Here is a 24,776-nt window from a genome sequence, read left to right on the forward strand (position 1 = left end):
AACCCCATTTTCGTAAGTAACCTAAACTTAACCTAATATGAAAAAACTAACCTGGCTGTTATTAGCTTTGTTTTGTGCGGTAAATTTTGCCCAAGATAAAATTGTATTCAACCCAAAAACCTCTAAAGGAAAACTTTACCAATACGCTAGTTTTGTAAATGTAGAAGATAACACGTTGTCAATTGAAGATGTTGTTGCTTCTAAAAATCTTGGTTTTAAACCTATACCATCAGACAATCTAAGTTTAGGTTTTACGTCTTCAAATTATTGGGTTTCATTTAGTTTAGAAAACACAATATCCAGTAAAAGCACCTATTATTTAGAAACAGCAAGACCAGTAACAGATTTAGCTAATTTGTACACACTAAATAATGGTAGTGTTACAAAGTATCAAAGCGGAGATCAAATACCTTTTAATAAACGACAAGTAGCACATAGATCAACAGTTTTTAAACTCCAATTAGAGCCAAATACTGTAAAAGATTTTTATTTAGAATTAAGTAGTGATGGCGAAACTATAAATGTACCTTTAAACCTTTATTCTGAAAGCGAATTTTTAATAGCCAATTACAAACAGCAATTGTTTTTAGGTTTGTTTTACGGTATTTTGTTTTTAGCAGGTATTGTTTATTTGTTTTTTTATAGCAGTTTATCTAACAAAACCTTTTTATATTATAGTTGCTATGTATTATCTATTGCACTTATGCAAGGAGCTTTAGATGGATTTATTTATCAATTTATCTTTACTAACGCAGGTTTTTTTAACAGCAAAGCAGTTTTAGTTTCAGCTTTACTATCTAACTTTTTTCTTTTAAAGTATTGCGAACATTTTTTAAAAATTGATAAACGTTTAAAAGTTCTAAAAAAGATTTTTAATGGTATTTATATTGCTATTGCTATACTTTTTATAATGACAGTAATTTCGCCTATAACTATGGAAGCTGTTTACCCTTTAAGTAATTTAAACGGTCTAATAAGCTTATTGTTAATATTAACGTCATTATTTATTTTAAAAGTTAAAAAGGTAAAAATTGATCCTTTCTTTTCAGTAGGAATATTCTTTTTAGTAATAGGTCTTTTAGGCTTTGTAATGAATAACTTAAGCTTGCTGCCTAATAATTTTTATACTTTAAATAGTGCAAAGTTTGGATCAGGATTAGAGGTTATTTTCTTATCGCTTTCTATGACAAATTTGATTAAAAAATTAAGATTAGAAAACGAATCTTCTCAAGAATTAGCCCTTATAAGAACAAAAGAAATAAGTGAGTTAAAATCCTATTTTATGTCTAACATGAGTCATGAGCTTAGGACACCAATTAACGCCATTCTAGGGATTGTACAATCAAATTTGGATACTAATGATCCAGAAGTAAAAGAACAATATCAAACTATTAAAAATGCATCCTTGAGTCTTTTAAGTAATGTAAACGATATTTTAGATTTTGAGAAGATAGAGTCTAACCAACTTAGGTTAAATATCAATAAGTTTAACCCAAAACAGTTAATTACAGATATAAGTGATAACTGGAAAGTAGAAGCAAATAAAAAAGGACTAAACTATATATTTGAAATAGATTCTGAAATACCAGAAACTGTAGAAGGCGATGCAGAGCGATTTATTCAAATCATAAATAATGTATTAAGTAATGCAGTAAAATTTACTTTAGAAGGCACCATAGTTTTTAAATTAAAATGTTCAAGCCAACCCAATGGTTTTAACCGGTTTTCTATACAGATTTCTGACACAGGAATTGGTATGACAGAAGAAGTTAAAAACAATGTGTTTAACAGCTTTAACCAAATGCGCAATAATCACAAACGTCAATTTGGAGGTATTGGTTTAGGTTTAAATATAGTAGAAAATTTAGTAACCTTGTTTGAAGGTACTATTTCTATAGAAAGTAAGTTAAATAAGGGTACAAATGTTTATATAGATATACCGTTACAAGTAGTTGAAGCAGAAGCACAAGTACAAAAAGAACAACAGCCTAATCAAGAAAAAAGCATACAAATCTTAGTTGTAGAAGATAACCGTTTAAACCAAATGGTAATGAAAAAGCTATTAAGCGCTAACCTAAGATTTAATTATACTATTGTTGAAAACGGTAAAGAAGCTTTAGACGAATTAAATAATAATACATATGATTTAGTTTTAATGGATTTACAAATGCCAATTATGGATGGCTACGAAGCCACTAAAGCCATTAGAGAAGGAAAAACAAGTATATTAAATAAAGATATTGCAATAATTGCAGTAACTGCAGATGCTATGCCAAAAACTAAAGACCGTGTGTTAGAAATTGGGATGGATGATTATATGACTAAACCAATTGATAAAAACGAACTGTTTGATAAAATAAACCACTTTAGTATAAAGCCAAAACTTAAGATAGCTTAGCGCTTAATAAAAGCTATTGTTTTATTAACTACTTTTTCTAAATTATCGGGCATATCCTTTTCTTTCCAAGGATGTTTTGCATCAAAAACATGATTACTGTTATCTATTGTAAGCAGTTCACTTTTTGGATTCCAATTGTTTAAGTTTATTGCTTCTTGGTATAAAACTGAAGGATCATCTTTTGCATGAATAATTAAGTGAGGCACAGTAATATTTTTTTCTGCATTTTCAATATTTAAGCGTTGCTCATTAGCTTTAAAATCCAGATAAAATTGAAAATTATGAGGCATTTTTTGGTTTGTTCTTCCGTTTAAAACGTATTTAACTCCATCCTTTTTCCATTGTTCTAAATTACCTGTAGTAGATGTGCGTTTGCCAAAGCTACTTACACTAGCCCAAGTAATTAACTTTTTAATACGTTGGTCTTCATTTGTTTTTAAAATCGAAATTCCGCCACCACGAGAATGTCCAATAACAGAAATATTATTAATATCAATTTGATCTAAAAATTCATTTTCTTCAGAAGTTAAAAACGTAATTATATCATCCAAATCGTCAAGTTCTTTAGAGTAGTTATTTTCTGCAAATGCTTCTAAATCCGGAAAATCTATAGGTTGATCAACCGTTCCTCCGTTATGTGAAAAATTAAATTTTACAAAAAATACATTAGCTTTCATAAAGGCTTCTGCAACTAAATCCCATGCGCCCCAATCTTTAAAACCCTTGTATCCATGACAAAAAATAACTAGTGGTTTTTTGTTGTTATTATTGTTAAAAAAGGCATCCCAAACAATTGGTTTGTTATTTTCTCTTTTTAGAACTAGATTTTTATTGATCATTTTTAGACTTCTTTTTCGGTAAACGGTATGTTTGGATTACAGATTTCTGTAATTAATTTTTTTAGCTCTAACTCAAAATCAGATAAAGTGTCTTCGGTAATATTGGTGTCCTTTTTACTGTTACCTGGTTTTTCTTTTTTTGCAAATTTTATAAATCCTTCACTTAAATTTTTAAATGAAATAATTCCAGCTTCCACAGGAAATTTAAGAGCTGTTTTTTTAGACAGCATATATGCATACATCAATACTTGAAATGACTTGCTGTATTTTGTGTAGTCTGTTGGCAAATCTTCCCAATTTACAACTGTTACGTTGGTTTGCTCTACTTTTCCCGTCTTATAGTCTATGATTCTTGTCATACCATTGCAGGTGTCAATTCTATCAACTGTACCTTTTAAGTCTATGTCAAAATTTAAACCTTCTATGTTGATTTTTATGCCTTCAATTTTTTCTTCTAAAGCTATGATTTTTATCTCGTTACCAGATTTTATAGCATCAATTTCATAGTTTAAAAAGTTTAAAACGTATCGTTTAGCAATTTCAAAAACAATTAGGTTTTTTCCTTTGGTTATATCGCCTTCTTTGTATTCGTCTTTAAAAAATTTAGTGATGTATTTTTCAATTTTTGGGATAAGATTTTTAATATCATCTACTGTTAATATTCTTCCCATTAATGGTAAATACAAAGCTTCTAATGTATTGTGAACAACTGTACCTAATGTGTTTGCTGCAACATTTTCTTCGGCTTCTTCAACATCTTTTACGCCTAGTATTTTTTGGTTATAAAAATCTATCGGATTACGAATGTAGCTGGTTAAAGATGAAGGTGAAAATCCGCTATTTGCTAACCTTTTTATCTGATTTACCAATGCTTCGGATTTTTTAACTTCTAATAGTTGAGGTTGATAATTTGGTACTTCTGGTGAAATAATTTGATGATTAATTTGATGAATACCTTCTAGCTCTAATTGACTAATAAATCTACTTTTTTCGCCACCTAAAAGTGTGTCTATTTCTGTATTATAAAGTATATATACATTTTTTGCACGTTGTAGTAAATGGTAAAAATGATAGGTATATACTGCGTCTTTTTCTTTGTATGTCGGTAGGTTTTTTTCAACTTTTACATCAAAAGGGATAAAAGAGTTATTTGTTTTGCCAGATGGTAAAACGCCTTCATTAACGTTTGTTATTATTACGGTTTCAAAATCTAAAACCCTAGATTCTAACATTCCCATTATTTGTAACCCTTGTAATGGTTCTCCTTGAAAATCTAAAGTCTCGCTACTTAAAAGTTCTTTGTAAATATTATACAGGCTTCTAATGTTTGTTAATGTGTTATACTTTTTATTTAGTCTATCAATCTCATTAAAAAGCACATTAAATCTATATAAATACTCTAAACTAAGTTGGTTAGATTTTCTGTCTTCAATAAGTTTATTTTTTATTAGCTGGATTAACTTAAAACTATTTTGAATAGCTAGTGTTGGATTATTATTCCAATTACTAAAAATGATATTAATAATGTCACTCTGTTCACTATTAAGTGATAAGGATAGCAGTTTTTCTTTGCTTAGATATATTATATTATTTGTGTTTATAATATCAACTATCTTTTGAGTGTAATTGTTATTAAAAACAGTGCTTAAGTATTGATCTTTTAGTATGTCAATAACATCTTTATGGTAATAGTTATTTGTATTATTTATTTGTACGCTAAAAATTTTCTCAAATAATGCTGCTAATGGGATTGAGTTTAAAGGAAATCCCATAGTTACATTTATTGCATTAATATGTTTTGGTATAGAATTTAACGTTGGTAATAATAAGTTTTCGTCACCTAAAACAACAGCTGTATTTTTTATGTCTTTTTCTGATAAACTATTTAGTATATTTCCTATAGTTTTAGCTTGTCCTATTGCTTTAGGTACGCCAAATATGTTTATATTTTTTAAAGTTGAATAATTACTCTCTTTCCAATTAAATGGGTTTTTCTGAAAATACTTCCAATTTTCTTTATGTTTTCTTGTAAATAAACCTGCATCATGATATGAGCTATCTATAAATATTTTATCTATATCCCAATATATAGCAGCTAGATCATTTTGTAATAATTCTTGGATAATGGTTTCCTCTGCTGTATTTAGTGCATTAAAACCAGCAAAAACATGTCTTTTAGAACAGCTTTGAATATAAGTTTCAAGGTTTTCTACTGCTTCTCTATAAATCAAACCTTGATATCCTTTTTTCAGATTTATTAAGCTTTTACTAAAGTGTTTGTAAAACGGATAGAGTTTATTCCAAAATTTTATATAATTGTTTACTACATCAGTTGGATTTGGATTTAAAGACCAATGATCTAAATCTTTTATAGCAGATAAATACTCAAATATATTTTTTTGAGGTATTAGATGTCTATCAATTTCATTAAAATCTTGAAGTAAGATTTGACCCCATTTTGAAAAGATATCAAAAGGTTCTTGCTCTTCTTTTGGTGTTAATTCTATATAGCTATTATAAAGCTGAAATAGAAGTTCTGTATTTGTTAAGGTTTTAAGTTGAGATAGCTCTTCAACAAAAGACTCTATACTAATTATGGTTGGAGAGAAAGATGTTTTATTAATAATATTACTTAATTCTTTCCTCAAAAAAACACCTGCTCTTCTACTAGGAAGGACAAATGTTATATCACTAAAATTTACGTTTTGTTTTTGTAAATCAAGTAGTACTTTGGTTATAAAACTTATCATAACATAAAAATAAAAAACGCTTCGGTTATCCGAAGCGTTTTCTAATAAATTATATTATTTGTTGATTAAAACTTAGTCTTTTTTAAGTTTTACTTCAACACGTCTGTTGTTTCTTCTACCAGCAGCAGTTGCGTTAGTGTCGATTGGGTAATCTTCACCAAATCCAAAAGCTCTTAATCTTTCAGTGTCAATTCCGTTTTCAATTAAGTAAGCCATTACAGCGTTAGCTCTAGCATCAGATAACTTTTGGTTTAAAGTTTTGCTACCAACACTATCAGTATGACCTTCAATTGTAAAGTTAGACTCTGGATATTCTTTTAAGATTGCAGTAATAGACTGTAATACAGAGTAAGATTGTTTTTTGAAACTAGCTTTACCAGTATCAAATAAGATAGTTTTAGCGTAGCTGTTTAATTGCTCCATAACTTCTTGAGTTGGCTCAACTATTTCTGGACAACCATCGTTAGCAACAGTACCAGCTTCGTTAGGACATTTGTCTACGTTATCTGTTACACCGTCACCGTCAGTATCAGGCCAAGGACATCCGTTGTTAGCTTTAGGACCAGCTTCATTAGGACATTTATCATCAGCATCTGTTACACCGTCACCATCAGCATCTGGACAACCACCTAAAGATTTTAAACCTGCAACTTCTGGACAGTTATCTTTATTGTCAGCAATACCATCACCGTCAGTGTCAGGACATCCGTTAAACTCAGCTAAACCAGCTTCGTTAGGACAAGCGTCTTTAGAATCTTCGATTCCGTCACCATCAGCATCTGGACAACCATTGAATGCTTCTAATCCAAATACTTCTGGACAAGCATCATCTTTGTCATATACACCGTCACCGTCAGTATCAGTTCCACCAAATCTTACAGCAACACCTGCAGAGTGTTGGAAGTGCTTAGTTAAATAGTCTTCAAAAGAGTGCTTGTATTTAGACTCTACGAATAAACCAATGTTTTCTGAGAACCAGTAAGTTAAACCTAAAGAAGCATTAACTGTACCAGCACCTACTGTATTGTTAGTACCAGCAGCTGTAGAGAAAGTGTTGTATGGACCTTCTTCAATCCAAGTGTAACCACCACCAATACCAATTGCTGGGTCAATTTTCTTTGAATTAATTAAATTAGCAAAGTGATATCTTACGTTACCATCTACTGCATAGTATGCTAAATCGTCTACTTCTAAACTAGGAGAAGTAGCATCTTGTCCCCATTTTTTGATTTGGTTTACAGAACCTCCAACTTGAACAGAGAAGTTATCTCCTACATATTTAGATACAGAGATTGTAGATAATGATGGTAAAATACTCCAGTGGTCACCAACATTAAAAAATTCGTCAAAATAACCTCCTTGTGGAGCGTCTTCACCTACTGGAAACACATCAACTGCGTTAACACCGAAGTTGATAGCCCAAGGATTGTTTTGGTCTTGTGCCATAACATTACCCATAGTAGTTACAAGTAACATTGTGAACATTAATCTGCTAAGATTTTTCATATTCAAAAATTTAATTTTTAAGTGTTAATTAGAAGCAAAAATAAGCTGTTAAATATTATTAACAAAGACAAATATATAAAAATATTGATTATTTAAGGTTTTTATTAAGGTTTAAACAATTGTTTATTAAATGATTTCTAAAGTTTTGCCAACCTTTTTAAAGGCGTTAATAGCTTTGTCTAAATGCTCTTTTGTATGCGCAGCTGAAAGCTGAACTCTTATTCTTGCTTTTTCTTTTGGAACAACCGGATAGAAAAATCCTATTACATATATACCTTCTTCTAACAATCTATTTGCCATTATTTGTGATAGTTTAGCATCATATAGCATAACCGGAACTATTGCAGAATCACCATCTACTATATCAAATCCTGCTGCCTTCATTTCTTTTTTGAAATACTTTGTGTTTTCTTCTAGTTGATCTCTTAAAGAGTGATCATTAGCTAGCATATCAAAGACTTTTATTGATGCTCCTACAATTGCTGGTGCTAGAGAGTTGGAAAACAAATAAGGTCTTGATCTTTGACGTAGCATTTCTATAATTTCTTTTTTTCCTGTGGTGTATCCACCCATTGCTCCGCCTAATGCTTTTCCTAAGGTTCCTGTAATGATATCTATTCTGTCCATTACGCCTTTTTCTTCTAAAGTACCACGACCGGTTTCGCCAATAAAGCCAGTAGCATGACACTCATCTATCATAACTAAAGCGTCATATTTATCTGCTAAGTCACATATTTCATCTAATGGAGCTACTAAACCATCCATAGAAAAGACACCATCTGTAACAATAATTTTAAAACGACTTCCAGCTTCGTTAGCTGCTATAAGTTGTTTTTCTAAATCTTCCATGTTATTATTTTGGTATCTATATCTTGCTGCTTTACATAATCTAACACCATCTATAATTGATGCATGATTTAATGAGTCTGATATAATTGCGTCTTCTGGACCTAATAATGGCTCAAAAACACCACCGTTTGCATCAAAAGCTGCTGCATATAATATTGTGTCTTCTGTTCCATAAAAATCTGCTATTTTTTGTTCTAAGGTTTTGTGTATGTCTTGTGTGCCACAAATAAATCTAACAGAAGACATTCCAAAACCATGAGTATCCATTGTGTCTTTTGCCGCTTGGATAACTTCTGGGTGAGATGATAAACCTAGGTAATTATTTGCACAAAAGTTTAAAACCTTTTCTCCTGTATTTAATGTAATCTCTGCACCTTGAGCAGAAGTTATTATACGCTCTTCTTTAAAAAGTCCACTGTCTTTTATGTCTTGTAATTCTTTATTTAAATGATCTTTAATTTTTGTGTACATAATTTAAGGGTTGTTTTTTTACAAATTTAGCAATGTTTTTGCGTTAGTGATAGAAACGACATCCTTTTTTGTTTTAAAAACAAAAAAGATATAGTGGATAGCACGACCCTTTGTAGTTTATGCGAAAAAGGGTAACGCCCTAATTGTAATTTTTTGTTTGAATGTTATCGTTGATAAAAACCAAAATTTTATTTGAAATTTGATATCCTATTTCTTTTAAATGTGTAGCATATATTTCTAATTGCTGTTCGTATTTTGGATTTGGTAATCCTGTTTTGTAATCAATAATTGTAGCTTGATTGTCCCTTATAACTAAACGGTCTGGTCTAATCATTTGTCCTGTGCTGGTTAAAATATCACGCTCGTTATAAATTGTATATTGATCTGTAAAAAACTCTTTAAGGTCTTTTTGGTTTACAATATCATTTATGTTTTTTGTGATGAATTCTACTTGGTCATCATTGATAAATCCATTGTCTAAAGCTAAATTTATTGCAAAATCGATATCGTCTTTTGTATAGATTTTTGACATTATATCGTGTATAATGTTTCCTTTTTCTATTGCATGCTGTTGATTAGTGTCCCATAAATATCCAGACTTGGTAATTATTTTAATGTTGTGTTCCTTTTTGTTAACACTTATAATGTTTTTGTTAGATGAAGTGTCTAAAGATTTTTCTACTGGAATAATTTCTCTTTTTGAATTGCCAAATTCGTAAAAGGTTTGATTGTCACTCCATAGTTGTTCTGTTTGTAAATAAGATTGGAATAGTTTAGAGTAGCTATTTAATTCATTTAAATTATTATCTATTTTACTAATAACATGTAATTGCTCTACAGGTCTTGTTAAAGCAACATAAAGTAAATTTATATTGTCTAGTTCTTGTTCTGCTTTATGTTTGGTGTAAATGTCTTGACCAATTTCCCCAAAATTTTCGACATCACTGTTAAAGTTTATTAGTGTTTTTGAAAAACCGTTAAAAAGGGTTTTATCTATTGGAAACCATTCTTGAGGGTCTATCTCTCGATAAATATCTAAATCGGCAAAAGGAAAAATAACCACAGGAAACTCTAAACCTTTTGATTTATGTATGGTCATTATTTGTACTGCATTTTGGTTGTTAGGAGACACAATACTTAAACTGTCTTTTTTATTGTCGTAGTAATCTAAAAAACCAGAAATACCAGTTATATGTTTTTGAGAAAACTCTAAAACTAAGTCTAAATAAAACTGTACAAATGCATCTGAAGTTTGTAGTAAATTAAACTGTCTTGCAATATCTTCTACACTATCGTATAGCGAAAGTTGTGCAATTTCTGTAGTATTAAAATCGATGCCAAATTGTTTAAAGCTTCCAAAAAAAGTATCAATATTTAATTTTAGATTTTGATTAAAAAATGTGTGTTTATCTTCAACGTTGAAAGTACTTGCTAAATAATGAAGTACATTAATTCTAACTTCAAAATTATTTGGATTGACTAATAATCTTAAGATGTTATTGATTAGCTGAACGGATTCGGAATTATCGATCAGCATTGTTTCAGAAGACATGATCTTAATGTCGTTTTCACTTAAATAATTTGCTATAGCAATTCCTTCTTTTTTCTTGCGTACTAAAACACAGATATCTTTTAAATCATAACCATTATCTAAGCATTTTTTTAAGGTATTGTATGTTTCTTTAGCATAAAGGGTTTCTTTATCGTCTTCGCTTTCCTTTAAATCTAAAAATTGAAAGCTTACATAACCTTCTTCTTTTATAGTAGGATTTTGATTAGCTTTTTTATACAAATTAGCATAATGCTCATTTCTAAAACTTGTGTTTGAAATGTATTTAAAAAACGAATTATTAAAGTTGACAATATTTTTGTGACTACGGTAATTTTCTTCAAGCTCAATGAGCTTTTTATCTACAGGAAAAGGATTTTTATCTTCGGTTAAGTCAATAAATTGTTCTGCCTTTCCGCCACGCCAACGGTAAATAGCTTGTTTAGCATCACCAACAATCATAGTACTTCCTTTTTCGCCTTTTAAATTTTCGGCGGTAAGCGAGTTTTCTATTAATGGGATTAAGTTATTCCATTGCATTTCGGAAGTGTCTTGGAATTCATCAATAAAATAGTGTCTAAATTTTTCGCCAATACGCTCGTAAATAAATGGTGTTGGTTGGTCTTTTAATTGATTTGAAATTAGTGTATTAAATTCTGAAATTAATAGTTTATTCTCATTGTCTTTTATAAGTTGAAGCTCGGTATTAATAGCATTTAATACAGAAAGTGGTGTAACGTTTTTATATATGGCTTTGAGAAAAGTTAGATTATAGACAGCTGCTTTTATGGTTTTATAGGTTAAACCAATCTCTGGAAGTAAACTATCTATAATATCTTTTTTATTAGCATCTAGCTTTGTAGTGTATACTTTGTTTTCTTCTATATTACTTTCTAATTGATTATTATATAATCCGTTTGTTTGTAATAATGAAGCTTTTTCAAAATGATTAAAAAGCGTTCCTCTAGAAAAGTCTGCTTTAGTTAATCCGTTATTTTCAAATGTTGTTAAAATGCTTTTAGCATTATCTATAATTTGGTTTTCTGTAGATTTAATTTGTTTGATTAAGCTGGTTTTTAAGCTTTCAAAGTCGTCCAAAGTTTTGTCCTTTAAAGCTTCTTTTAAATGTGGTATGTCGTTTTCGTTGGTAAGTTTTTTTGCAATTTTATTTAAGTCGTTGGAGATGTCCCAGCTTTTATCGTCATCAGCTTTTTCAATAGCAAAATCAATTAAAATTTTAGTAAGTTTTTTGTCGGTTCCTGCTTTTGCTATAAGGCTATCTACAGCTTCATTTAATAGGGCTTCGGTGTCTAACTCGACTTCAAAATTGATGGGTAATTTTAAATCGTAAGCAAACGTTCTGATTAATCTATGATTAAAACCATCTATCGTACTAATATCAAAAGCAGCATAATTATGCATTATGGTACTTAATAATGTTTTGGCTTTTTTGTTAACGTATTCTGGTTGTAAACTTAGTTCTAAACAAAGAGCATTAAACATAGCGTCGTTACCATCTAAAACGGTTTCTTCAGAAAAATCTTTTAATTTTTTAAGAATACGCTCTTTCATTTCTCCAACAGCTTTGTTGGTAAATGTCATTGCCAAAATGTTTCTAAACCCAAAAATATTTTCGGTTTTAAAAAGTAATTTTAAGTAAGATTTTACAAGGTTAAAGGTTTTTCCGCTTCCAGCAGAAGCGTTAAATACTTTAAAAGGAGCAATATTATTCATCAAAAAACTAATTTGTTACAAGATAAGGACAATCAATCTTAAAATAGTTATAAATTATTAGCATTATTGGAGAAAAAAGCTAAATTATTTTTAAGTTTGATACAAACAAAAATTAATAACCACAAAAAAATATATTATGGCTTTTGAATTACCAGAATTAGGTTATGCATATGATGCATTAGAACCACATATAGATGCAAGAACTATGGAAATACACCATAGTAAACATCACAACGGATACACAACAAAATTAAATGGTGCTATTGAAGGTACTGACTTAGAAGGAAAATCCATTGAAGACATTTTAACTAATCTAGATATGTCTAATAGCGCTGTTAGAAATAATGGAGGTGGATTTTATAATCACTCTTTATTTTGGACGGTAATGAATCCTGAAGGAAAAGGACGCTTGTCTGGAGAATTAAAAGATGCTATCGAAGCAGAATTTGGTTCTTTTGAAGATTTTAAAGATGCATTTAGTAAAGCAGCAGCAACACAGTTTGGATCTGGTTGGGCTTGGCTTTGTGTGCATAAAGGTGGTAAAGTAGAAGTTTGTTCTACACCAAACCAAGATAATCCTTTAATGCCAGGTGTTTCTTGTGAAGGTACTCCAATCTTAGGATTAGATGTTTGGGAGCACGCTTATTATTTAAACTATCAAAATAGACGTCCAGATTATATTGAAGCATTTTTTAATGTAATTAACTGGAATGAAGTAGAAAGAAGATACGCTGAAGCTAAGTAGTTATCTACTGAAATATAAATAAAAAGGCAGACTAATTAGTCTGCCTTTTTATTTTGTAAAACATTGATAATCATTTGTTTACTGTAATAAAAAAGCCGGACGAGAGTCCAGCTTTTTTGCCCCAAATCTACCATGAACTTAACCTACTTATGTTATGGTAAGCTCAAATATAACGAAGATTAATTTCAATAATTGTAATTAATAGTCAAAACGTAAAAAAAATCGCTTAACGGACTTTTAGGTAAGAAAACCCTTCAAATTAGTTAATAAGCTCTTTCTTTATTGCCTTCATAAAAATTAATAAAAGCTCTGTTAACCACACGGTTACCTCCAGCTGTTGGATAATTACCTGTAAAATACCAGTCGCCTAAATGTTCAGGACAAGCTTGGTGTAAATTGTCTACAGATTGAAAAATAATTTCTACATCAGCATTAACAGAACTGTCTGTTAATAACTCTGATATTTTAGCAGAAATTTGTTCTGGAGTAAATTGATCATAAATTTCTTTTACAAAATTTTGTACGTCTTTATCTGCAAGATCTACTTGTGCTTTACATTTTTTGTAAACCTCTTCAACTAAATTATAATTGTTATTTTCTTTTAATAGCTCTAAAGCAGCATTAAAAGCAACTAAAGATTCTAAGTTAGCCATGTCTATACCATAGCAATCAGGATAGCGTATTTGTGGTGCAGAAGAAACAACTATTATTTTTTTAGGATGTAATCTATCCATCATTTTAATAATACTTTTCTTTAAAGTTGTACCACGTACAATACTATCGTCAATGATTACTAAGTTATCGGTTGGTTTTATAACGCCGTAAGTTACATCGTAAACGTGTGCTACTAAATCGTCACGACTACTGTCTTCGGTAATAAACGTTCTTAGTTTTACGTCTTTAATGGCTATTTTTTCAATACGAGGTGTTTCTTCTAAGATAGATATAACCTGCTCTTTAGATAAATTACCATTACCTTTTAAAATATCTTGTGTTTTTCTTTCGTTTAGATGTTCTTCTACAGTATCAATTAATCCGTAAAAAGATGTTTCTGCTGTATTAGGTATGTAAGAAAAAACAGTGTTTTTTGTGTCGTTATCTATTGCTTTTAGTACCTGAGGCATTAAAAGTTTACCTAATGTTTTACGTTCTTGGTAGATTTCGGCATCACTTCCTCTAGAAAAATAGATGCGTTCAAAACTACAAGATTTACGCTCTAAAGGTTGTAAAATTTGTTTTATAGATACATCTCCAGAAGTTTTTGTAATTATAGCATGACCTGGCTCTAGTTCTTTTACATCATCAAATTCTACGTTAAAAACGGTTTGTATTACAGGTCGCTCTGATGCTACAACAACGACTTCGTCATCCTTATAATAAAAAGCAGGTCTAATTCCTGCTGGGTCGCGTAAGACAAAAGAGTCTCCATGACCTAAAAGTCCAGCCATAGCATATCCTCCATCCCAATTTTTAGCAGCGCGTTTTAATATTTTGTGTACTTTTAATCGTTCTGCAATTAAAGGTGAGCACTCATGTTTGCTGTATCCTTCTTTTTTTAGGTCTTTATAGACTTTACTTACTGCATCATCTAAAAAATGACCTATTTTTTCCATTATAGTAATGGTGTCTGTATATTCTTTTGGATGTTGTCCTAAATCTACTAGGTTTTGAAATAACTCTTTAACATTGGTCATGTTAAAGTTTCCTGCAAGAATCAGGTTACGGTGCATCCAATTATTTTGTCTCAAAAATGGATGTACACTTTCTACACTGTTTTTACCAAATGTACCGTAACGTACATGTCCTAAAAGTACTTCGCCAATGTAAGGAACGTGTTTTTTTTGTAGAGCAACATCATCTTGATATTCTGGATGTTCTGTTAGTACTTGATTAATACGACTATTAATTTGACCAAAAATATCTTGAATAGGTTGTTGTTGTATTGATCTTACACGACTTATGTATCGTTCTCCTGGATTTGTATTTAATTTTATACTCGCAAATCCAGCACCATCTTGACCGCGATTGTGCTGTTTTTCCATCATTAAATACATTTTATTAACACCATAAAAGGCACTACCGTATTTTTCTTTGTAGTATTCTAATGGTTTTAATAATCTAATATGCGCTATTCCGCATTCGTGTTTTAAAGCATCACTCATCTTAGTTGTGTTGTGTGTTGTTTTTTAAGAATGATAAATTTTTATGTCCTTAATTTAAAACAAGTTAATAAAAAATGCGCTCAAAAAAATTAGAGCGCATAGGTTTTATAATTCGATTTCAAATTGTGTTAAGTTTTTAAACTGTTGCAGTCGTTTGTTTACTTCGTCTTGTGTTAGTGTAAGCATACGCTCGGTTCCAAATTTTTCTACACAAAATGAGGCTAAAGTAGAACCGTAAATGACTGCGTTTTTCATGTTTTCAAAAGAAACATCATTTGTGCTTGCTAAGTAACCTGCAAATCCGCCAGCAAAAGTATCTCCTGCTCCTGTTGGGTCAAAGACTTCTTCTAGTGGTAATGCTGGTGCATAAAATACATTGTCATCATGAAATAGTAACGCACCATGTTCTCCTTTTTTAATCACTACGTATTTTGGACCCATTTCATGTATTTTTCTTGCTGCAACAACCAAGCTGTATTCTCCGGTTAGTTGTCTTGCCTCTTCATCATTAATTGTAATGACGTCTACACGTTTAATAACTTCATGTAATTGGTCTAAAGCTGTATCCATCCAAAAATTCATAGTATCTAAAACTACTAGTTTTGGTTTTTTTGTCATTTGGTCTAAAACACCAATTTGTACGATAGGATGTAAGTTACCTAGCATTACAACATCAGAATCTTTGTAATTATCTGGTACGATAGGATTAAAATCTGCTAATACGTTTAGCTCTGTTGCTAAAGTATCACGAGAGTTCATGTCGTTATGGTATTTACCGCTCCAGAAAAAGGTTTTACCTTCTTGGACTATTTCTATGCCTTCAATATTAATATTTCTATCTTTTAAAAGGTCTAGATATTCTTGAGGAAAATCTCCACCAACTACAGAAACTGCAGCTGCATCTAACTGAAAATTTGAAGCAGATAAACCTATGTAAGTTGCTGCTCCGCCAAGTATTTTGTCTGTTTTTCCAAAAGGTGTTTCAATAGCATCAAAAGCTACAGTACCTACTATTACTAATTTGCTCATAAGGGCGATTTAAATTAAGGCGCAAATATACGATTTTTACTGAGTATTTAAATGAAAGAAGATTTAACTTATTTTCTGCCAAAATCTGCAGGAATTTCTCCCCAAGCTTTGGTTTCCCATTTAACGATTGTAGTAGTGTAAGTATTTTCTTTAAGCCATTTTACAGCACGGTCTACCAAATCAAAAACTGGTTTGTTTTTATCGTTACGTTTTAATTTACTGTTGCAGTTTTTCTTTTTAACCCAACTTATTGCGGTTTTAGAGTCGGTATAAATAATACGGTTACTATTATGTTGTTTTAAAAATGCTAATCCGTGGACAATAGCTAAAAATTCACCAATATTGTTTGTGCCTTCTTCAAAAGGACCTTGAATAAATAATTGTTTTTTGGTTTTGGTGTCTACTCCACGATATTCCATTTTACCTGGATTACCAGAAGATGCAGCATCAACCGAAATGGAATTGTAATTAGGTTGACCTATTTTTTTTAGTTGTTCGGTAGAGAGTTCGCTTTTAAAACTCTTGGATTTACCAATGTAATCTTTTGGCCCATCTTTAAGAGCTTTTTTTGCAGATTCAAAAGTGGCGAAAGATTTATACTGAGCACCTTTAAAATCTTTGATTTGGGCTTTGCAGTCGTCCCACTTTTCAAAAACTCCAGTTTTATGACCTTTCCAAACGGTATAATATTTTTTTTTCTTTTTACTCATTTAAAAGTCGATCTATCACTTTAGGAAAATGTTCCATTTCTAATTTATGAATTTTTGTTGCAACATCTTCAGCGCTGTCTGAAGCTTCAACCTTACATTTTGCTTGAAATATGATAGCGCCTTCATCGTAATTTTCGTTTACATAATGTATTGTAATACCAGTTTCTGTTTCTTTATTTTCAACTACAGCTTTGTGTACATTCATTCCGTACATGCCTTTACCGCCAAATTTTGGTAATAACGCAGGATGAATATTTATCACTTTATTTGGGAAATTTTTTAAGATATTTTCTGGAAACTTCCATAAAAAACCAGCTAATACAATTAAATCTGGATTAGAAGATTTTAAAATATTAAGTACATCTTCTGTTTGTGTAAAAGCAATTCTGTTAAATGATAAAGCGCTAACTTTTAATCTTTTACATCTATCTAAGACTTTGGCATGAGGATTGTTAGTCAATACCTGAACAACAGAAGCATTGTCACTATTGTGAAAAAACTTTATTAAATTTTCAGCATTACTTCCGCTACCGGACGCAAAAATTACTACACGTTTCATTTATATAGTTTCAGTGTTAAATTCTTCAAACAAAAAAAGTAATAATTATTAACAATTACGGGCAAAACCGATTTAATTATTTAATTTAGTAGCACATTTTTCAACTAAAAGTGTGTTTTAAATTAAAGTTTTTTATTTTTGCCACTTAATTAAAACTAAAAAATTAAAATTATGTCAGACATTGCATCAAGAGTAAAAGCGATTATCGTAGACAAATTAGGTGTTGATGAGAACGAAGTAGTAAACGAAGCAAGCTTCACAAACGATTTAGGAGCAGATTCTTTAGACACTGTAGAATTAATTATGGAATTCGAAAAAGAATTTGATATTCAAATTCCAGATGACCAAGCAGAAAATATTGCAACAGTAGGTCAAGCTGTATCTTATATTGAAGCTGCAAAATAAGCACAATATTTATGGAACTTAAGCGAGTAGTAGTTACAGGTTTAGGTGCGCTAACACCAATAGGAAACACTAAAGACGAGTACTGGAATGGGCTTGTTAATGGAAAAAGTGGTGCAGCGCCTATAACATATTTTGATACCGAAAAATTCAAAACTAACTTTGCTTGCGAGTTAAAAAACTTCGTGGCAACAGATTTTCTTGATAGAAAAGAAGCCCGAAAAATGGATAGGTTTACACAGTACGCAATGGTCGCGTCAGACGAGGCTATTGCGGACTCAAACCTTGATTTAGACAAGGTCAACAAACTTAGAGTTGGCGTTGTTTGGGGAGCAGGAATTGGTGGACTAGAAACGTTTCAGAATGAAGTTTTAAACTACGCAGCAGGAGACGGTACACCAAGATTTAATCCTTTCTTTATCCCAAAAATGATTGCAGATATCGCACCAGGAAATATATCTATTAAAAATGGATTTATGGGTCCTAACTATACAACTGTATCTGCATGTGCATCTTCAGCAAATGCATTAATTGATGCCTTAAACTATATACGTTTAGGACACTGTGATGTTATCGTTACTGGTGGTAGCGAAGCTGCAGTAACTATAGCAGGAATGGGCGGATTTAATTCTATGCATGCTTTATCTACAAGAAACGAAAGTCCAGAAACTGCATCAAGACCGTTTGATGCTACACGAGATGGATTTGTTTTAGGTGAAGGAGCAGGCGCATTAATATTAGAAGAATATGAACACGCTAAAGCTAGAGGTGCAAAAATTTACGCCGAAGTTGTTGGTGGAGGATTATCTTCAGATGCATATCACATGACAGCACCACATCCAGATGGAATAGGAGTAATAGCTGTTATGAAAAACTGTCTAGAAAATGCAGGTTTAAAACCTGAAGAAGTAGATCATATTAATACACATGGAACATCTACACCATTAGGTGATGTTGCTGAATTAAAAGCTATTAAAGCAGTTTTTGGTGATCATGCTAAAAACATTAATATCAACTCAACAAAATCTATGACTGGTCATTTGTTAGGTGCAGCAGGAGCTATAGAAGCGATTGCATCTATTTTGGCTATGGAAAACGGTACTGTTCCTCCTACAATTAATCATACAACTGTAGACGAAAATATTGATCCAGAACTAAACTTAACATTAAACAAACCTCAAAAAAGAGATATTAGAGTAGCTATGAGCAATACTTTTGGCTTTGGAGGACATAACGCTTGCGTATTGTTTAAGAAAATAGATTAGTTCAAAAATTTACATGAAACGTATTAAAAACATATTTAATTCCCAGTCTAAGGACAAAGGGGAATTTTTTATGTCTATATCTAAGATTGTAAACTTTAAACCTAAAAATCTTAAATACTATAAAACAGCCTTTACGCATCGCTCTATGAATATTAGAGATAGTAAAGGGCACATAGTAAATTATGAGCGTTTAGAGTTTTTAGGAGATGCTATGCTAAGTGCAGTAATAGCTCACTACTTATATACAGAAGTACCTAGTGGTGATGAAGGCTATCTAACAAAAATGCGATCTAAAGTTGTAAGTAGAGAGCATTTAAATGAGTTAGGAAAAGACTTAGGTTTAATTAATCTTGTTGAAAGTAAAATACCTAAAGGACAATTTGGAGATAACATTCATGGTAATCTTTTTGAAGCATTAGTAGGAGCCATTTATTTAGATAAAGGTTATAAAGCCTGCGAAAAATTTATAGAAGATAGAATTATCGAACCTTACGTAGATATAGAAAAACTTGAAGGTAAGGTGATTAGCTATAAAAGTTTGTTGATAGAATGGTGTCAAAAAGAAAAAAAACATTTTGATTATAATGTTTATGAAGACACAGGTAATAGTAGTGTAAAACATTTTGCTGTAAAATTATCTATTGATCATAAAATCGTATCAAAAGCTAGAGCAACTTCCAAAAAAAAGGCAGAAGAAAAAGCATCCAAAAGAGCCTTTTTTGCTTTTCAAAAACAGATAACAAAAGCTGCTATTCTGTAAATATTTCATCTTAAAAAAGGAACACAACACTACAACGTTTTCGTATTTTTTCATGTTAAGAATACGTAAAACATGCTTAAAATAAGCGTTTAAACATTATATTTACATTTAGTTAAGTAAATAAAATGGCTGTAAAAAAATTATTGTTAGACGATTTTTTTGAAGAAGAACAGTTTAGCCTGATAGGTATACATTGTACCATAGAAGATTTTAGATTAGCCTATTTAATTAATCAAGTTTTAGATTTACAACTAAAAAGAAATAAAGATGACGTTTGTTTTACAAAAGACAAATCAAGATTTGCACTATTTGATTTTGATGAAAAACAGCAACATGTAACCTATCATCTAGTCTCTAATATTTGTAAAGTAAAACAAGAACAAAACCAGTCACTTAACTCACTTTTTGGAAACGAAAATTTTGGTTCGACCACACATTACTTGCTTCCAGAATATAAAAAGGTTAATTATCTGCTTAAGATAGAAACAGACCTTACGATTAACAAAGAAAAACAGATACTAAACAAACTGTTAGAAATACCACAAGTAGTTACAGCTTATAGTATAGATGTAGATACTTTAAAAACTAAAAACAACTTAATATTCGACTAATGCCAAAAAGAAAAAAAACCAAAATAGTTGCAACTTTAGGACCAGCAACAAGTAGTAAAGAGGTATTAAAAGGAATGTTAGACGAAGGCGCTAACGTATTTAGAATTAACTTCTCTCATGCAGATTATAAAGATGTAGAAGAGCGAGTTAAAATGATTAGAGAACTAAATGAAGAGTATGGTTACAATGCTTCTATTTTAGCAGATTTACAAGGACCAAAATTACGCGTTGGTGTAATGAAAGAAGAAGTTATTGTAAATCCAGGTGACGAAATTATTTTTGCAACAGGAGAAAGATTTGAAGGTACAAAAGAGCGTGTCTACATGACTTATGATAATTTTCCTCAAGACGCTAAACCAGGAGAGCGTATTCTATTAGATGATGGAAAATTAATTTTTGAAGTTGTTTCTACAGATAAGAAAAAAGAAGTTATTGCTAAAGTAATACAAGGCGGACCATTAAAATCTAAAAAAGGAGTTAACTTACCTAATACTAATATATCTCAACCAGCTTTAACAGAAAAAGATGTAGAAGACGCAATTTTTGCATGCAAGCTAGGTGTAGATTGGATTGCACTTTCTTTTGTGAGACATGCAGAAGATTTAATGGAGCTAGAAGAGTTGATTAAGAAAAATAGTGACCATAAAATACCAATTATTGCTAAAATTGAAAAACCAGAAGGTGTAGCAAACATAGATAAAATTGTGGCTTACTGTGATGGTTTAATGGTAGCACGTGGAGATTTAGGTGTAGAAATTCCTGCAGAAGAAGTACCATTAGTACAAAAGCAATTAGTATTACGTGCTAAAAAAGCTAGAATACCAGTAATCATAGCTACACAAATGATGGAAACTATGATTAATAGTTTAACACCAACTCGTGCAGAAGTTAATGATGTAGGTAACTCGGTAATGGATGGTGCAGATGCAGTAATGTTATCAGGAGAAACTAGTGTAGGACAATATCCTGTACAAGTAATTCGTCAAATGTCTAACATTATTAAAAGTGTTGAAGATTCAGACTTAATTAAAGTACCACAATCGCCACCACATATCCGTACTAAACGATACATAACAAAATCTATATGTTATCATGCTGCAAATATGGCTAATGAGATCGATGCAAAAGCAATTTCAACATTAACAAATAGTGGTTACACAGCGTTTCAAATTTCAGCTTGGCGACCAAGCGCACATATTTTAGTATTTACATCTAACCGTCGTATCTTAACTCAATTAAGTTTACTTTGGGGCGTAACAGCATTTTATTATGATAAATATGTAAGTACAGATGAGACTATTGAAGATGTTAATGCAATAGCTTGTAAAAAAGGCTTTTTAGAAGAAGGAGACATGTTAATAAGTCTTGCTGCCATGCCAATACAAGATAAAGGAATGGTAAATACATTAAGAGTAACAGAAATAGAAAGTTGTAATTTTTAAGTTTTAGGGCATTACCCTATCAAATCACGCTTTTTGTAGTTGCTATTAAAGAGCAGCTAACAATAGTATAAATATTAAAAACCAGTTTCTTACTAAGAAGCTGGTTTTTTATTAAAATTTAAATTTTAATTGTACGCTAACGCTTTTCTTTTCTTCTGTCTTTTTAGTGTTTTCTTCTGTGTTTAAGTTTGATAAAGAAATACCCAATAAACGTACAGAATTATTTAATTTTTCTTGATATAATAAATCTTTAGCAGTTTCTAAAATTACAGACTTATCTGCAAAAAAATAGGGTAGAGTCTTACTTCTAGTTTGCAAAGTAAAATCGCTGTATTTAATTTTTAATGTTACTGTTTTTCCTGCAACACTGTTTTTTCCTAACCTTTTAGATACTTCTTCGGCAATATGCTCTAATTTTTCAAGCATAAATATTTCGGAAGATAAATTTTTACTAAATGTACGCTCTGCAGCAAGGCTTTTTCTAATTCTATTTGGTTTAACTTGACTGTTATGTACACCTCTTACAATATGATAATAATAGGCGCCAGATTTACCAAAATTTTGCTCTAAATATTCTAAAGTTTTTGACTTTAAATCTTTACCAGTAAAGATACCTTTTTGGTACATTTTTTCGGCAGTAACTTTACCGATACCATAAAACTTCCTTATATCTAAAGCTTCTAAGAAATTTAAAACTTCTTCAGGATTAACTGTTTTTTGTCCATTTGGCTTATTATAATCGCTAGCAACTTTAGCAACAAATTTATTAATACTAATTCCTGCAGATGCTGTTAAGCCAACCTCATTGTAAATTCGATTTCTAATTTCTTCAGCAATTAAAGATGCGCTAGGATTTCCTTTTTTGTTTTGTGTTACATCTAAGTAGGCTTCATCTAGAGATAAAGGTTCAACTAAGTCGGTATAATCAAAAAAAATAGCTCTAATTTTATTAGAGATTTCTTTATAACGTCCAAAATCTGACTTTACAAAAATTAGTTCAGGACATAGTTTTTTTGCTAATTGACCAGACATAGCACTTTTAACACCAAATTTTCTAGCTTCATAACTGGCAGCACTTATAACACCGCGCGTACCGCTGCCACCAACAGCAATGGGTTTACCTTTTAGATCTGGATTATCCATTTGTGCTACAGATGCGTAAAATGCATCCATATCTACATGAATAATTTTTCTTATTGGTAAATTACTTGACATGATGTAAATTTATAAATTACAATGTATAATTATGAAAAAATCCACCTACCTTTTAATAACTTTTATTGTTGCATTAACCGCTATTTTCACCTCATTTTTTAAGTTTATTAATTGGTTTTATATTTTAAAACCTTTGACAACGGTTTTGATTTTACTTTTACCTATAATTTTCATTAAACTTAAATTAAGTAAATACGCTTTAATAATAATTCTTGGTTTGTGTTTCTGTTTAATAGGCGATGTTTTATTAATGTTTGAGCATTTATTTATATACGGTTTAGCTTCATTTTTATTAGGCCATATATTGTTTACTTATGCCTTTACAACTGTAAATGGATTTTTATATAATTTTAAACCATTAGTGTTTTTAATACTCTTTGCAATAGCAATGTTTTTTGTATTAAAAGATAATTTAGGGCAATTATTAATACCAGTTATTTTGTATATAATTTGTATTGTTATTATGGCTTGGCAAGCATTAAATTTATATTTTTTAAACGATAATAAAGTTTATAGAATAGTAGCTTTAGGAGCTATTTTATTTTTAATTTCTGATGCTGTTTTAGCTTATAATATGTTCGTTATTAAGTTTTCTTTTTCAGATTTAATTATATTATCTACTTATTGGGCTGCAATATGTTTTATAGCACTGTCCGCATTATATATACCAATCAATAAATAATATGTCATCTACAATAGAAATAGAAAGAAAATTTTTGGTTAAATCTCAGGTTTTTAAAGAGGAAGCTTTTAATAAAACACATATCAAACAAGGGTTTTTAAGTACAGATAAAGAAAGAACCGTTAGAGTTAGACTTAAAGGAGATAAGGGTTTTTTAACAATAAAAGGAGCTTCTTCAAATGATGGGTTATCAAGGTTTGAGTGGGAAAAAGAAATTAAAAAAGAAGATGCAGAACAGCTTTTTAAGCTATGTAAAAAAGGAATTATTGATAAGATGCGTTACGAAGTAAAACTAGGAAATCATATTTTTGAAATTGATGAATTTTTTGGAGATAATAAGGGTTTAGTTTTAGCAGAAGTAGAGCTTAATAATGAAAACGAAATATTTGAAAAACCTAATTGGTTAGGAGAAGAAGTAACAGGAGATATTAAATATTATAACTCTCAGTTAAGTAATCAACCTTTTAAAACATGGAAATAATGAAACGACTTTTAATTTTAGCTTCTTTATCAGTTTTAGCATGTAAAACAGAAAACAAGAATGTAGATATACAAGACAAGCAGGTAGTTAAAGAGTCCAATAAACTATCTATTAAAGAGCAAGATTCTTTATTAAAAAACAAAGGATTTAAAACTTTCTATTATGTAGAAGAAAAAACTAAAGACACCTTTTTAATGCAAGAATATTACATAGCTTTTTTAAAAGCAGGACCTATAAGAAGTCAAAACGAAGAAGAAGCTAAACAACTCCAAGACCAGCATTTAGCTCATTTAGGAAAAATGTACGAAATGGGTTTTGCAGACATATCTGGCCCATTTGGTGATGATGGAGATATTAGAGGCATCACAATTTACAATGTACCTAACCAACAGTTAGCAGACAGTTTAGCTAATTCAGACCCTATGGTTAAAGCAGGTAGACTTCAGGTCGAAATTCATCCATGGTGGGCAGCAAAAGGTTTTAAATTACGATAACCCAAAGCCTTGCTAATTAATTAGTGAGGCTTTTTTTATTGTAAAGATTTGGGCGTTTTAACAGGCTGTTCGTTATATCTTTTTTTGCCTTATATGGAAGCAAAAAAAGGATGCCACTACCAT

20 protein-coding genes are annotated in these 24,776 nt (G+C 30.7%); 10 read left to right on the forward strand and 10 right to left on the reverse strand.

The window, feature by feature from the left end; genetic code table 11:
* Positions 1-37: 37 nt before the first annotated feature.
* Positions 38-2,398, forward strand: a complete 2,361-nt coding sequence (locus ACEQT4_RS08375; RefSeq protein WP_370226963.1) for a 7TM diverse intracellular signaling domain-containing protein — start codon at positions 38-40, stop codon at positions 2,396-2,398.
* Here the strand turns inward: ACEQT4_RS08375 and ACEQT4_RS08380 are convergent.
* The 5 genes from ACEQT4_RS08380 to ACEQT4_RS08400 form a co-directional block, all read right to left on the reverse strand.
* Positions 2,395-3,237 carry an alpha/beta hydrolase family protein gene (locus tag ACEQT4_RS08380; protein ID WP_370226965.1) on the reverse strand — a complete coding sequence of 281 codons (843 nt, stop codon included), beginning with the start codon at positions 3,235-3,237 and terminating at the stop codon, positions 2,395-2,397. The genes ACEQT4_RS08375 and ACEQT4_RS08380 overlap by 4 nt on opposite strands.
* Before the next feature lie 2 nt (positions 3,238-3,239).
* Positions 3,240-5,987, reverse strand: a complete 2,748-nt coding sequence (locus ACEQT4_RS08385) for a PD-(D/E)XK nuclease family protein (protein ID WP_370226966.1) — start codon at positions 5,985-5,987, stop codon at positions 3,240-3,242.
* 72 nt (positions 5,988-6,059) lie between these two features.
* A complete protein-coding gene (locus ACEQT4_RS08390) occupies positions 6,060-7,493 on the reverse strand; it encodes an OmpA family protein (RefSeq protein ID WP_027879406.1) in 1,434 nt (477 codons plus the stop codon).
* Between the two features lie 126 nt (positions 7,494-7,619).
* A complete protein-coding gene (kbl, locus tag ACEQT4_RS08395; protein WP_027879407.1) occupies positions 7,620-8,813 on the reverse strand; it encodes a glycine C-acetyltransferase in 1,194 nt (397 codons plus the stop codon).
* 139 nt (positions 8,814-8,952) lie between these two features.
* A complete protein-coding gene (locus ACEQT4_RS08400) occupies positions 8,953-12,096 on the reverse strand; it encodes a UvrD-helicase domain-containing protein (protein ID WP_370226967.1) in 3,144 nt (1,047 codons plus the stop codon).
* A gap of 136 nt (positions 12,097-12,232) precedes the next feature.
* Between ACEQT4_RS08400 and ACEQT4_RS08405 the strand changes: the two genes are divergently transcribed.
* Positions 12,233-12,841 carry a superoxide dismutase gene (locus ACEQT4_RS08405; RefSeq protein ID WP_027879409.1) on the forward strand — a complete coding sequence of 203 codons (609 nt, stop codon included), beginning with the start codon at positions 12,233-12,235 and terminating at the stop codon, positions 12,839-12,841.
* A gap of 263 nt (positions 12,842-13,104) precedes the next feature.
* Here the strand turns inward: ACEQT4_RS08405 and ACEQT4_RS08410 are convergent, their stop codons facing one another.
* The 4 genes from ACEQT4_RS08410 to ACEQT4_RS08425 all read right to left on the reverse strand — a co-directional run bounded on the left by ACEQT4_RS08410 (position 13,105) and on the right by ACEQT4_RS08425 (position 17,301).
* Entirely contained in the window at positions 13,105-15,003 is a 1,899-nt protein-coding gene (locus ACEQT4_RS08410) for an amidophosphoribosyltransferase (protein ID WP_027879410.1), read from the reverse strand.
* A 105-nt stretch (positions 15,004-15,108) separates the two neighbouring features.
* Positions 15,109-16,032, reverse strand: a complete 924-nt coding sequence (locus ACEQT4_RS08415) for a PfkB family carbohydrate kinase (RefSeq protein WP_370226969.1) — start codon at positions 16,030-16,032, stop codon at positions 15,109-15,111.
* Between the two features lie 68 nt (positions 16,033-16,100).
* Positions 16,101-16,742: a viroplasmin family protein gene (locus ACEQT4_RS08420; protein WP_223077866.1), complete on the reverse strand. Its 642-nt coding sequence runs from the start codon at positions 16,740-16,742 to the stop codon at positions 16,101-16,103.
* Positions 16,735-17,301, reverse strand: a complete 567-nt coding sequence (locus ACEQT4_RS08425) for a phosphoribosylglycinamide formyltransferase (protein WP_370226971.1) — start codon at positions 17,299-17,301, stop codon at positions 16,735-16,737. Before ACEQT4_RS08425 ends, ACEQT4_RS08420 begins: the two co-directional genes overlap by 8 nt.
* 171 nt (positions 17,302-17,472) lie before the next feature.
* Here ACEQT4_RS08425 and ACEQT4_RS08430 point away from each other — a divergent pair, with 171 nt between their 5' ends.
* From ACEQT4_RS08430 to pyk, 5 genes are all read left to right on the forward strand, one after another.
* Positions 17,473-17,706, forward strand: coding sequence for an acyl carrier protein (locus ACEQT4_RS08430; protein WP_027879414.1), 234 nt, complete (start codon positions 17,473-17,475; stop codon positions 17,704-17,706).
* An 11-nt stretch (positions 17,707-17,717) separates the two neighbouring features.
* Positions 17,718-18,968 carry a beta-ketoacyl-ACP synthase II gene (gene fabF / locus ACEQT4_RS08435; RefSeq protein WP_370226972.1) on the forward strand — a complete coding sequence of 417 codons (1,251 nt, stop codon included), beginning with the start codon at positions 17,718-17,720 and terminating at the stop codon, positions 18,966-18,968.
* Positions 18,969-18,981: 13 nt separating this feature from the next.
* Positions 18,982-19,728: a ribonuclease III gene (gene rnc / locus ACEQT4_RS08440; RefSeq protein ID WP_027879416.1), complete on the forward strand. Its 747-nt coding sequence runs from the start codon at positions 18,982-18,984 to the stop codon at positions 19,726-19,728.
* 125 nt (positions 19,729-19,853) lie between these two features.
* Entirely contained in the window at positions 19,854-20,339 is a 486-nt protein-coding gene (locus ACEQT4_RS08445; protein ID WP_027879417.1) for an IPExxxVDY family protein, read from the forward strand.
* The gene (pyk, locus tag ACEQT4_RS08450) at positions 20,339-21,781 is read left to right on the forward strand and encodes a pyruvate kinase (protein WP_370226974.1); all 1,443 of its coding nucleotides are present in this window, start codon (positions 20,339-20,341) and stop codon (positions 21,779-21,781) included. The genes ACEQT4_RS08445 and pyk overlap by 1 nt, the downstream gene beginning before the upstream one ends.
* 111 nt (positions 21,782-21,892) lie before the next feature.
* Here pyk and dinB read toward each other — a convergent pair whose 3' ends face one another.
* Positions 21,893-22,996, reverse strand: a complete 1,104-nt coding sequence (dinB, locus tag ACEQT4_RS08455; RefSeq protein ID WP_370226975.1) for a DNA polymerase IV — start codon at positions 22,994-22,996, stop codon at positions 21,893-21,895.
* A 31-nt stretch (positions 22,997-23,027) separates the two neighbouring features.
* Between dinB and ACEQT4_RS08460 the strand changes: the two genes are divergently transcribed.
* Genes ACEQT4_RS08460 through ACEQT4_RS08470 form a run of 3 tightly spaced genes read left to right on the forward strand, consistent with a single transcriptional unit; the run spans position 23,028 to position 24,653 of the window.
* Positions 23,028-23,678 carry a lysoplasmalogenase gene (locus ACEQT4_RS08460; protein WP_370226977.1) on the forward strand — a complete coding sequence of 217 codons (651 nt, stop codon included), beginning with the start codon at positions 23,028-23,030 and terminating at the stop codon, positions 23,676-23,678.
* Between the two features lies 1 nt (position 23,679).
* Positions 23,680-24,159 carry a CYTH domain-containing protein gene (locus tag ACEQT4_RS08465; RefSeq protein WP_036227066.1) on the forward strand — a complete coding sequence of 160 codons (480 nt, stop codon included), beginning with the start codon at positions 23,680-23,682 and terminating at the stop codon, positions 24,157-24,159.
* Positions 24,159-24,653, forward strand: coding sequence for a YciI family protein (locus tag ACEQT4_RS08470; RefSeq protein WP_370226978.1), 495 nt, complete (start codon positions 24,159-24,161; stop codon positions 24,651-24,653). Before ACEQT4_RS08465 ends, ACEQT4_RS08470 begins: the two co-directional genes overlap by 1 nt.
* Positions 24,654-24,776: the final 123 nt, after the last annotated feature.

It is taken from the genome of Mesoflavibacter sp., from assembly GCF_964226795.1.
Lineage (GTDB): Bacteria > Bacteroidota > Bacteroidia > Flavobacteriales > Flavobacteriaceae > Mesoflavibacter > Mesoflavibacter zeaxanthinifaciens.

Coding starts and splice junctions, on each gene's coding strand:
- ACEQT4_RS08375 (WP_370226963.1), top strand. CDS start 38: ATGAAAAAACTAACCTGGCTGTTATTAGCTTTGTTTTGTGCGGTAAAT.
- ACEQT4_RS08380 (WP_370226965.1), bottom strand. CDS start 3,237: ATGATCAATAAAAATCTAGTTCTAAAAAGAGAAAATAACAAACCAATT.
- ACEQT4_RS08385 (WP_370226966.1), bottom strand. CDS start 5,987: ATGATAAGTTTTATAACCAAAGTACTACTTGATTTACAAAAACAAAAC.
- ACEQT4_RS08390 (WP_027879406.1), bottom strand. CDS start 7,493: ATGAAAAATCTTAGCAGATTAATGTTCACAATGTTACTTGTAACTACT.
- kbl (WP_027879407.1), bottom strand. CDS start 8,813: ATGTACACAAAAATTAAAGATCATTTAAATAAAGAATTACAAGACATA.
- ACEQT4_RS08400 (WP_370226967.1), bottom strand. CDS start 12,096: ATGAATAATATTGCTCCTTTTAAAGTATTTAACGCTTCTGCTGGAAGC.
- ACEQT4_RS08405 (WP_027879409.1), top strand. CDS start 12,233: ATGGCTTTTGAATTACCAGAATTAGGTTATGCATATGATGCATTAGAA.
- ACEQT4_RS08410 (WP_027879410.1), bottom strand. CDS start 15,003: ATGAGTGATGCTTTAAAACACGAATGCGGAATAGCGCATATTAGATTA.
- ACEQT4_RS08415 (WP_370226969.1), bottom strand. CDS start 16,032: ATGAGCAAATTAGTAATAGTAGGTACTGTAGCTTTTGATGCTATTGAA.
- ACEQT4_RS08420 (WP_223077866.1), bottom strand. CDS start 16,742: ATGAGTAAAAAGAAAAAAAAATATTATACCGTTTGGAAAGGTCATAAA.
- ACEQT4_RS08425 (WP_370226971.1), bottom strand. CDS start 17,301: ATGAAACGTGTAGTAATTTTTGCGTCCGGTAGCGGAAGTAATGCTGAA.
- ACEQT4_RS08430 (WP_027879414.1), top strand. CDS start 17,473: ATGTCAGACATTGCATCAAGAGTAAAAGCGATTATCGTAGACAAATTA.
- fabF (WP_370226972.1), top strand. CDS start 17,718: ATGGAACTTAAGCGAGTAGTAGTTACAGGTTTAGGTGCGCTAACACCA.
- rnc (WP_027879416.1), top strand. CDS start 18,982: ATGAAACGTATTAAAAACATATTTAATTCCCAGTCTAAGGACAAAGGG.
- ACEQT4_RS08445 (WP_027879417.1), top strand. CDS start 19,854: ATGGCTGTAAAAAAATTATTGTTAGACGATTTTTTTGAAGAAGAACAG.
- pyk (WP_370226974.1), top strand. CDS start 20,339: ATGCCAAAAAGAAAAAAAACCAAAATAGTTGCAACTTTAGGACCAGCA.
- dinB (WP_370226975.1), bottom strand. CDS start 22,996: ATGTCAAGTAATTTACCAATAAGAAAAATTATTCATGTAGATATGGAT.
- ACEQT4_RS08460 (WP_370226977.1), top strand. CDS start 23,028: ATGAAAAAATCCACCTACCTTTTAATAACTTTTATTGTTGCATTAACC.
- ACEQT4_RS08465 (WP_036227066.1), top strand. CDS start 23,680: ATGTCATCTACAATAGAAATAGAAAGAAAATTTTTGGTTAAATCTCAG.
- ACEQT4_RS08470 (WP_370226978.1), top strand. CDS start 24,159: ATGAAACGACTTTTAATTTTAGCTTCTTTATCAGTTTTAGCATGTAAA.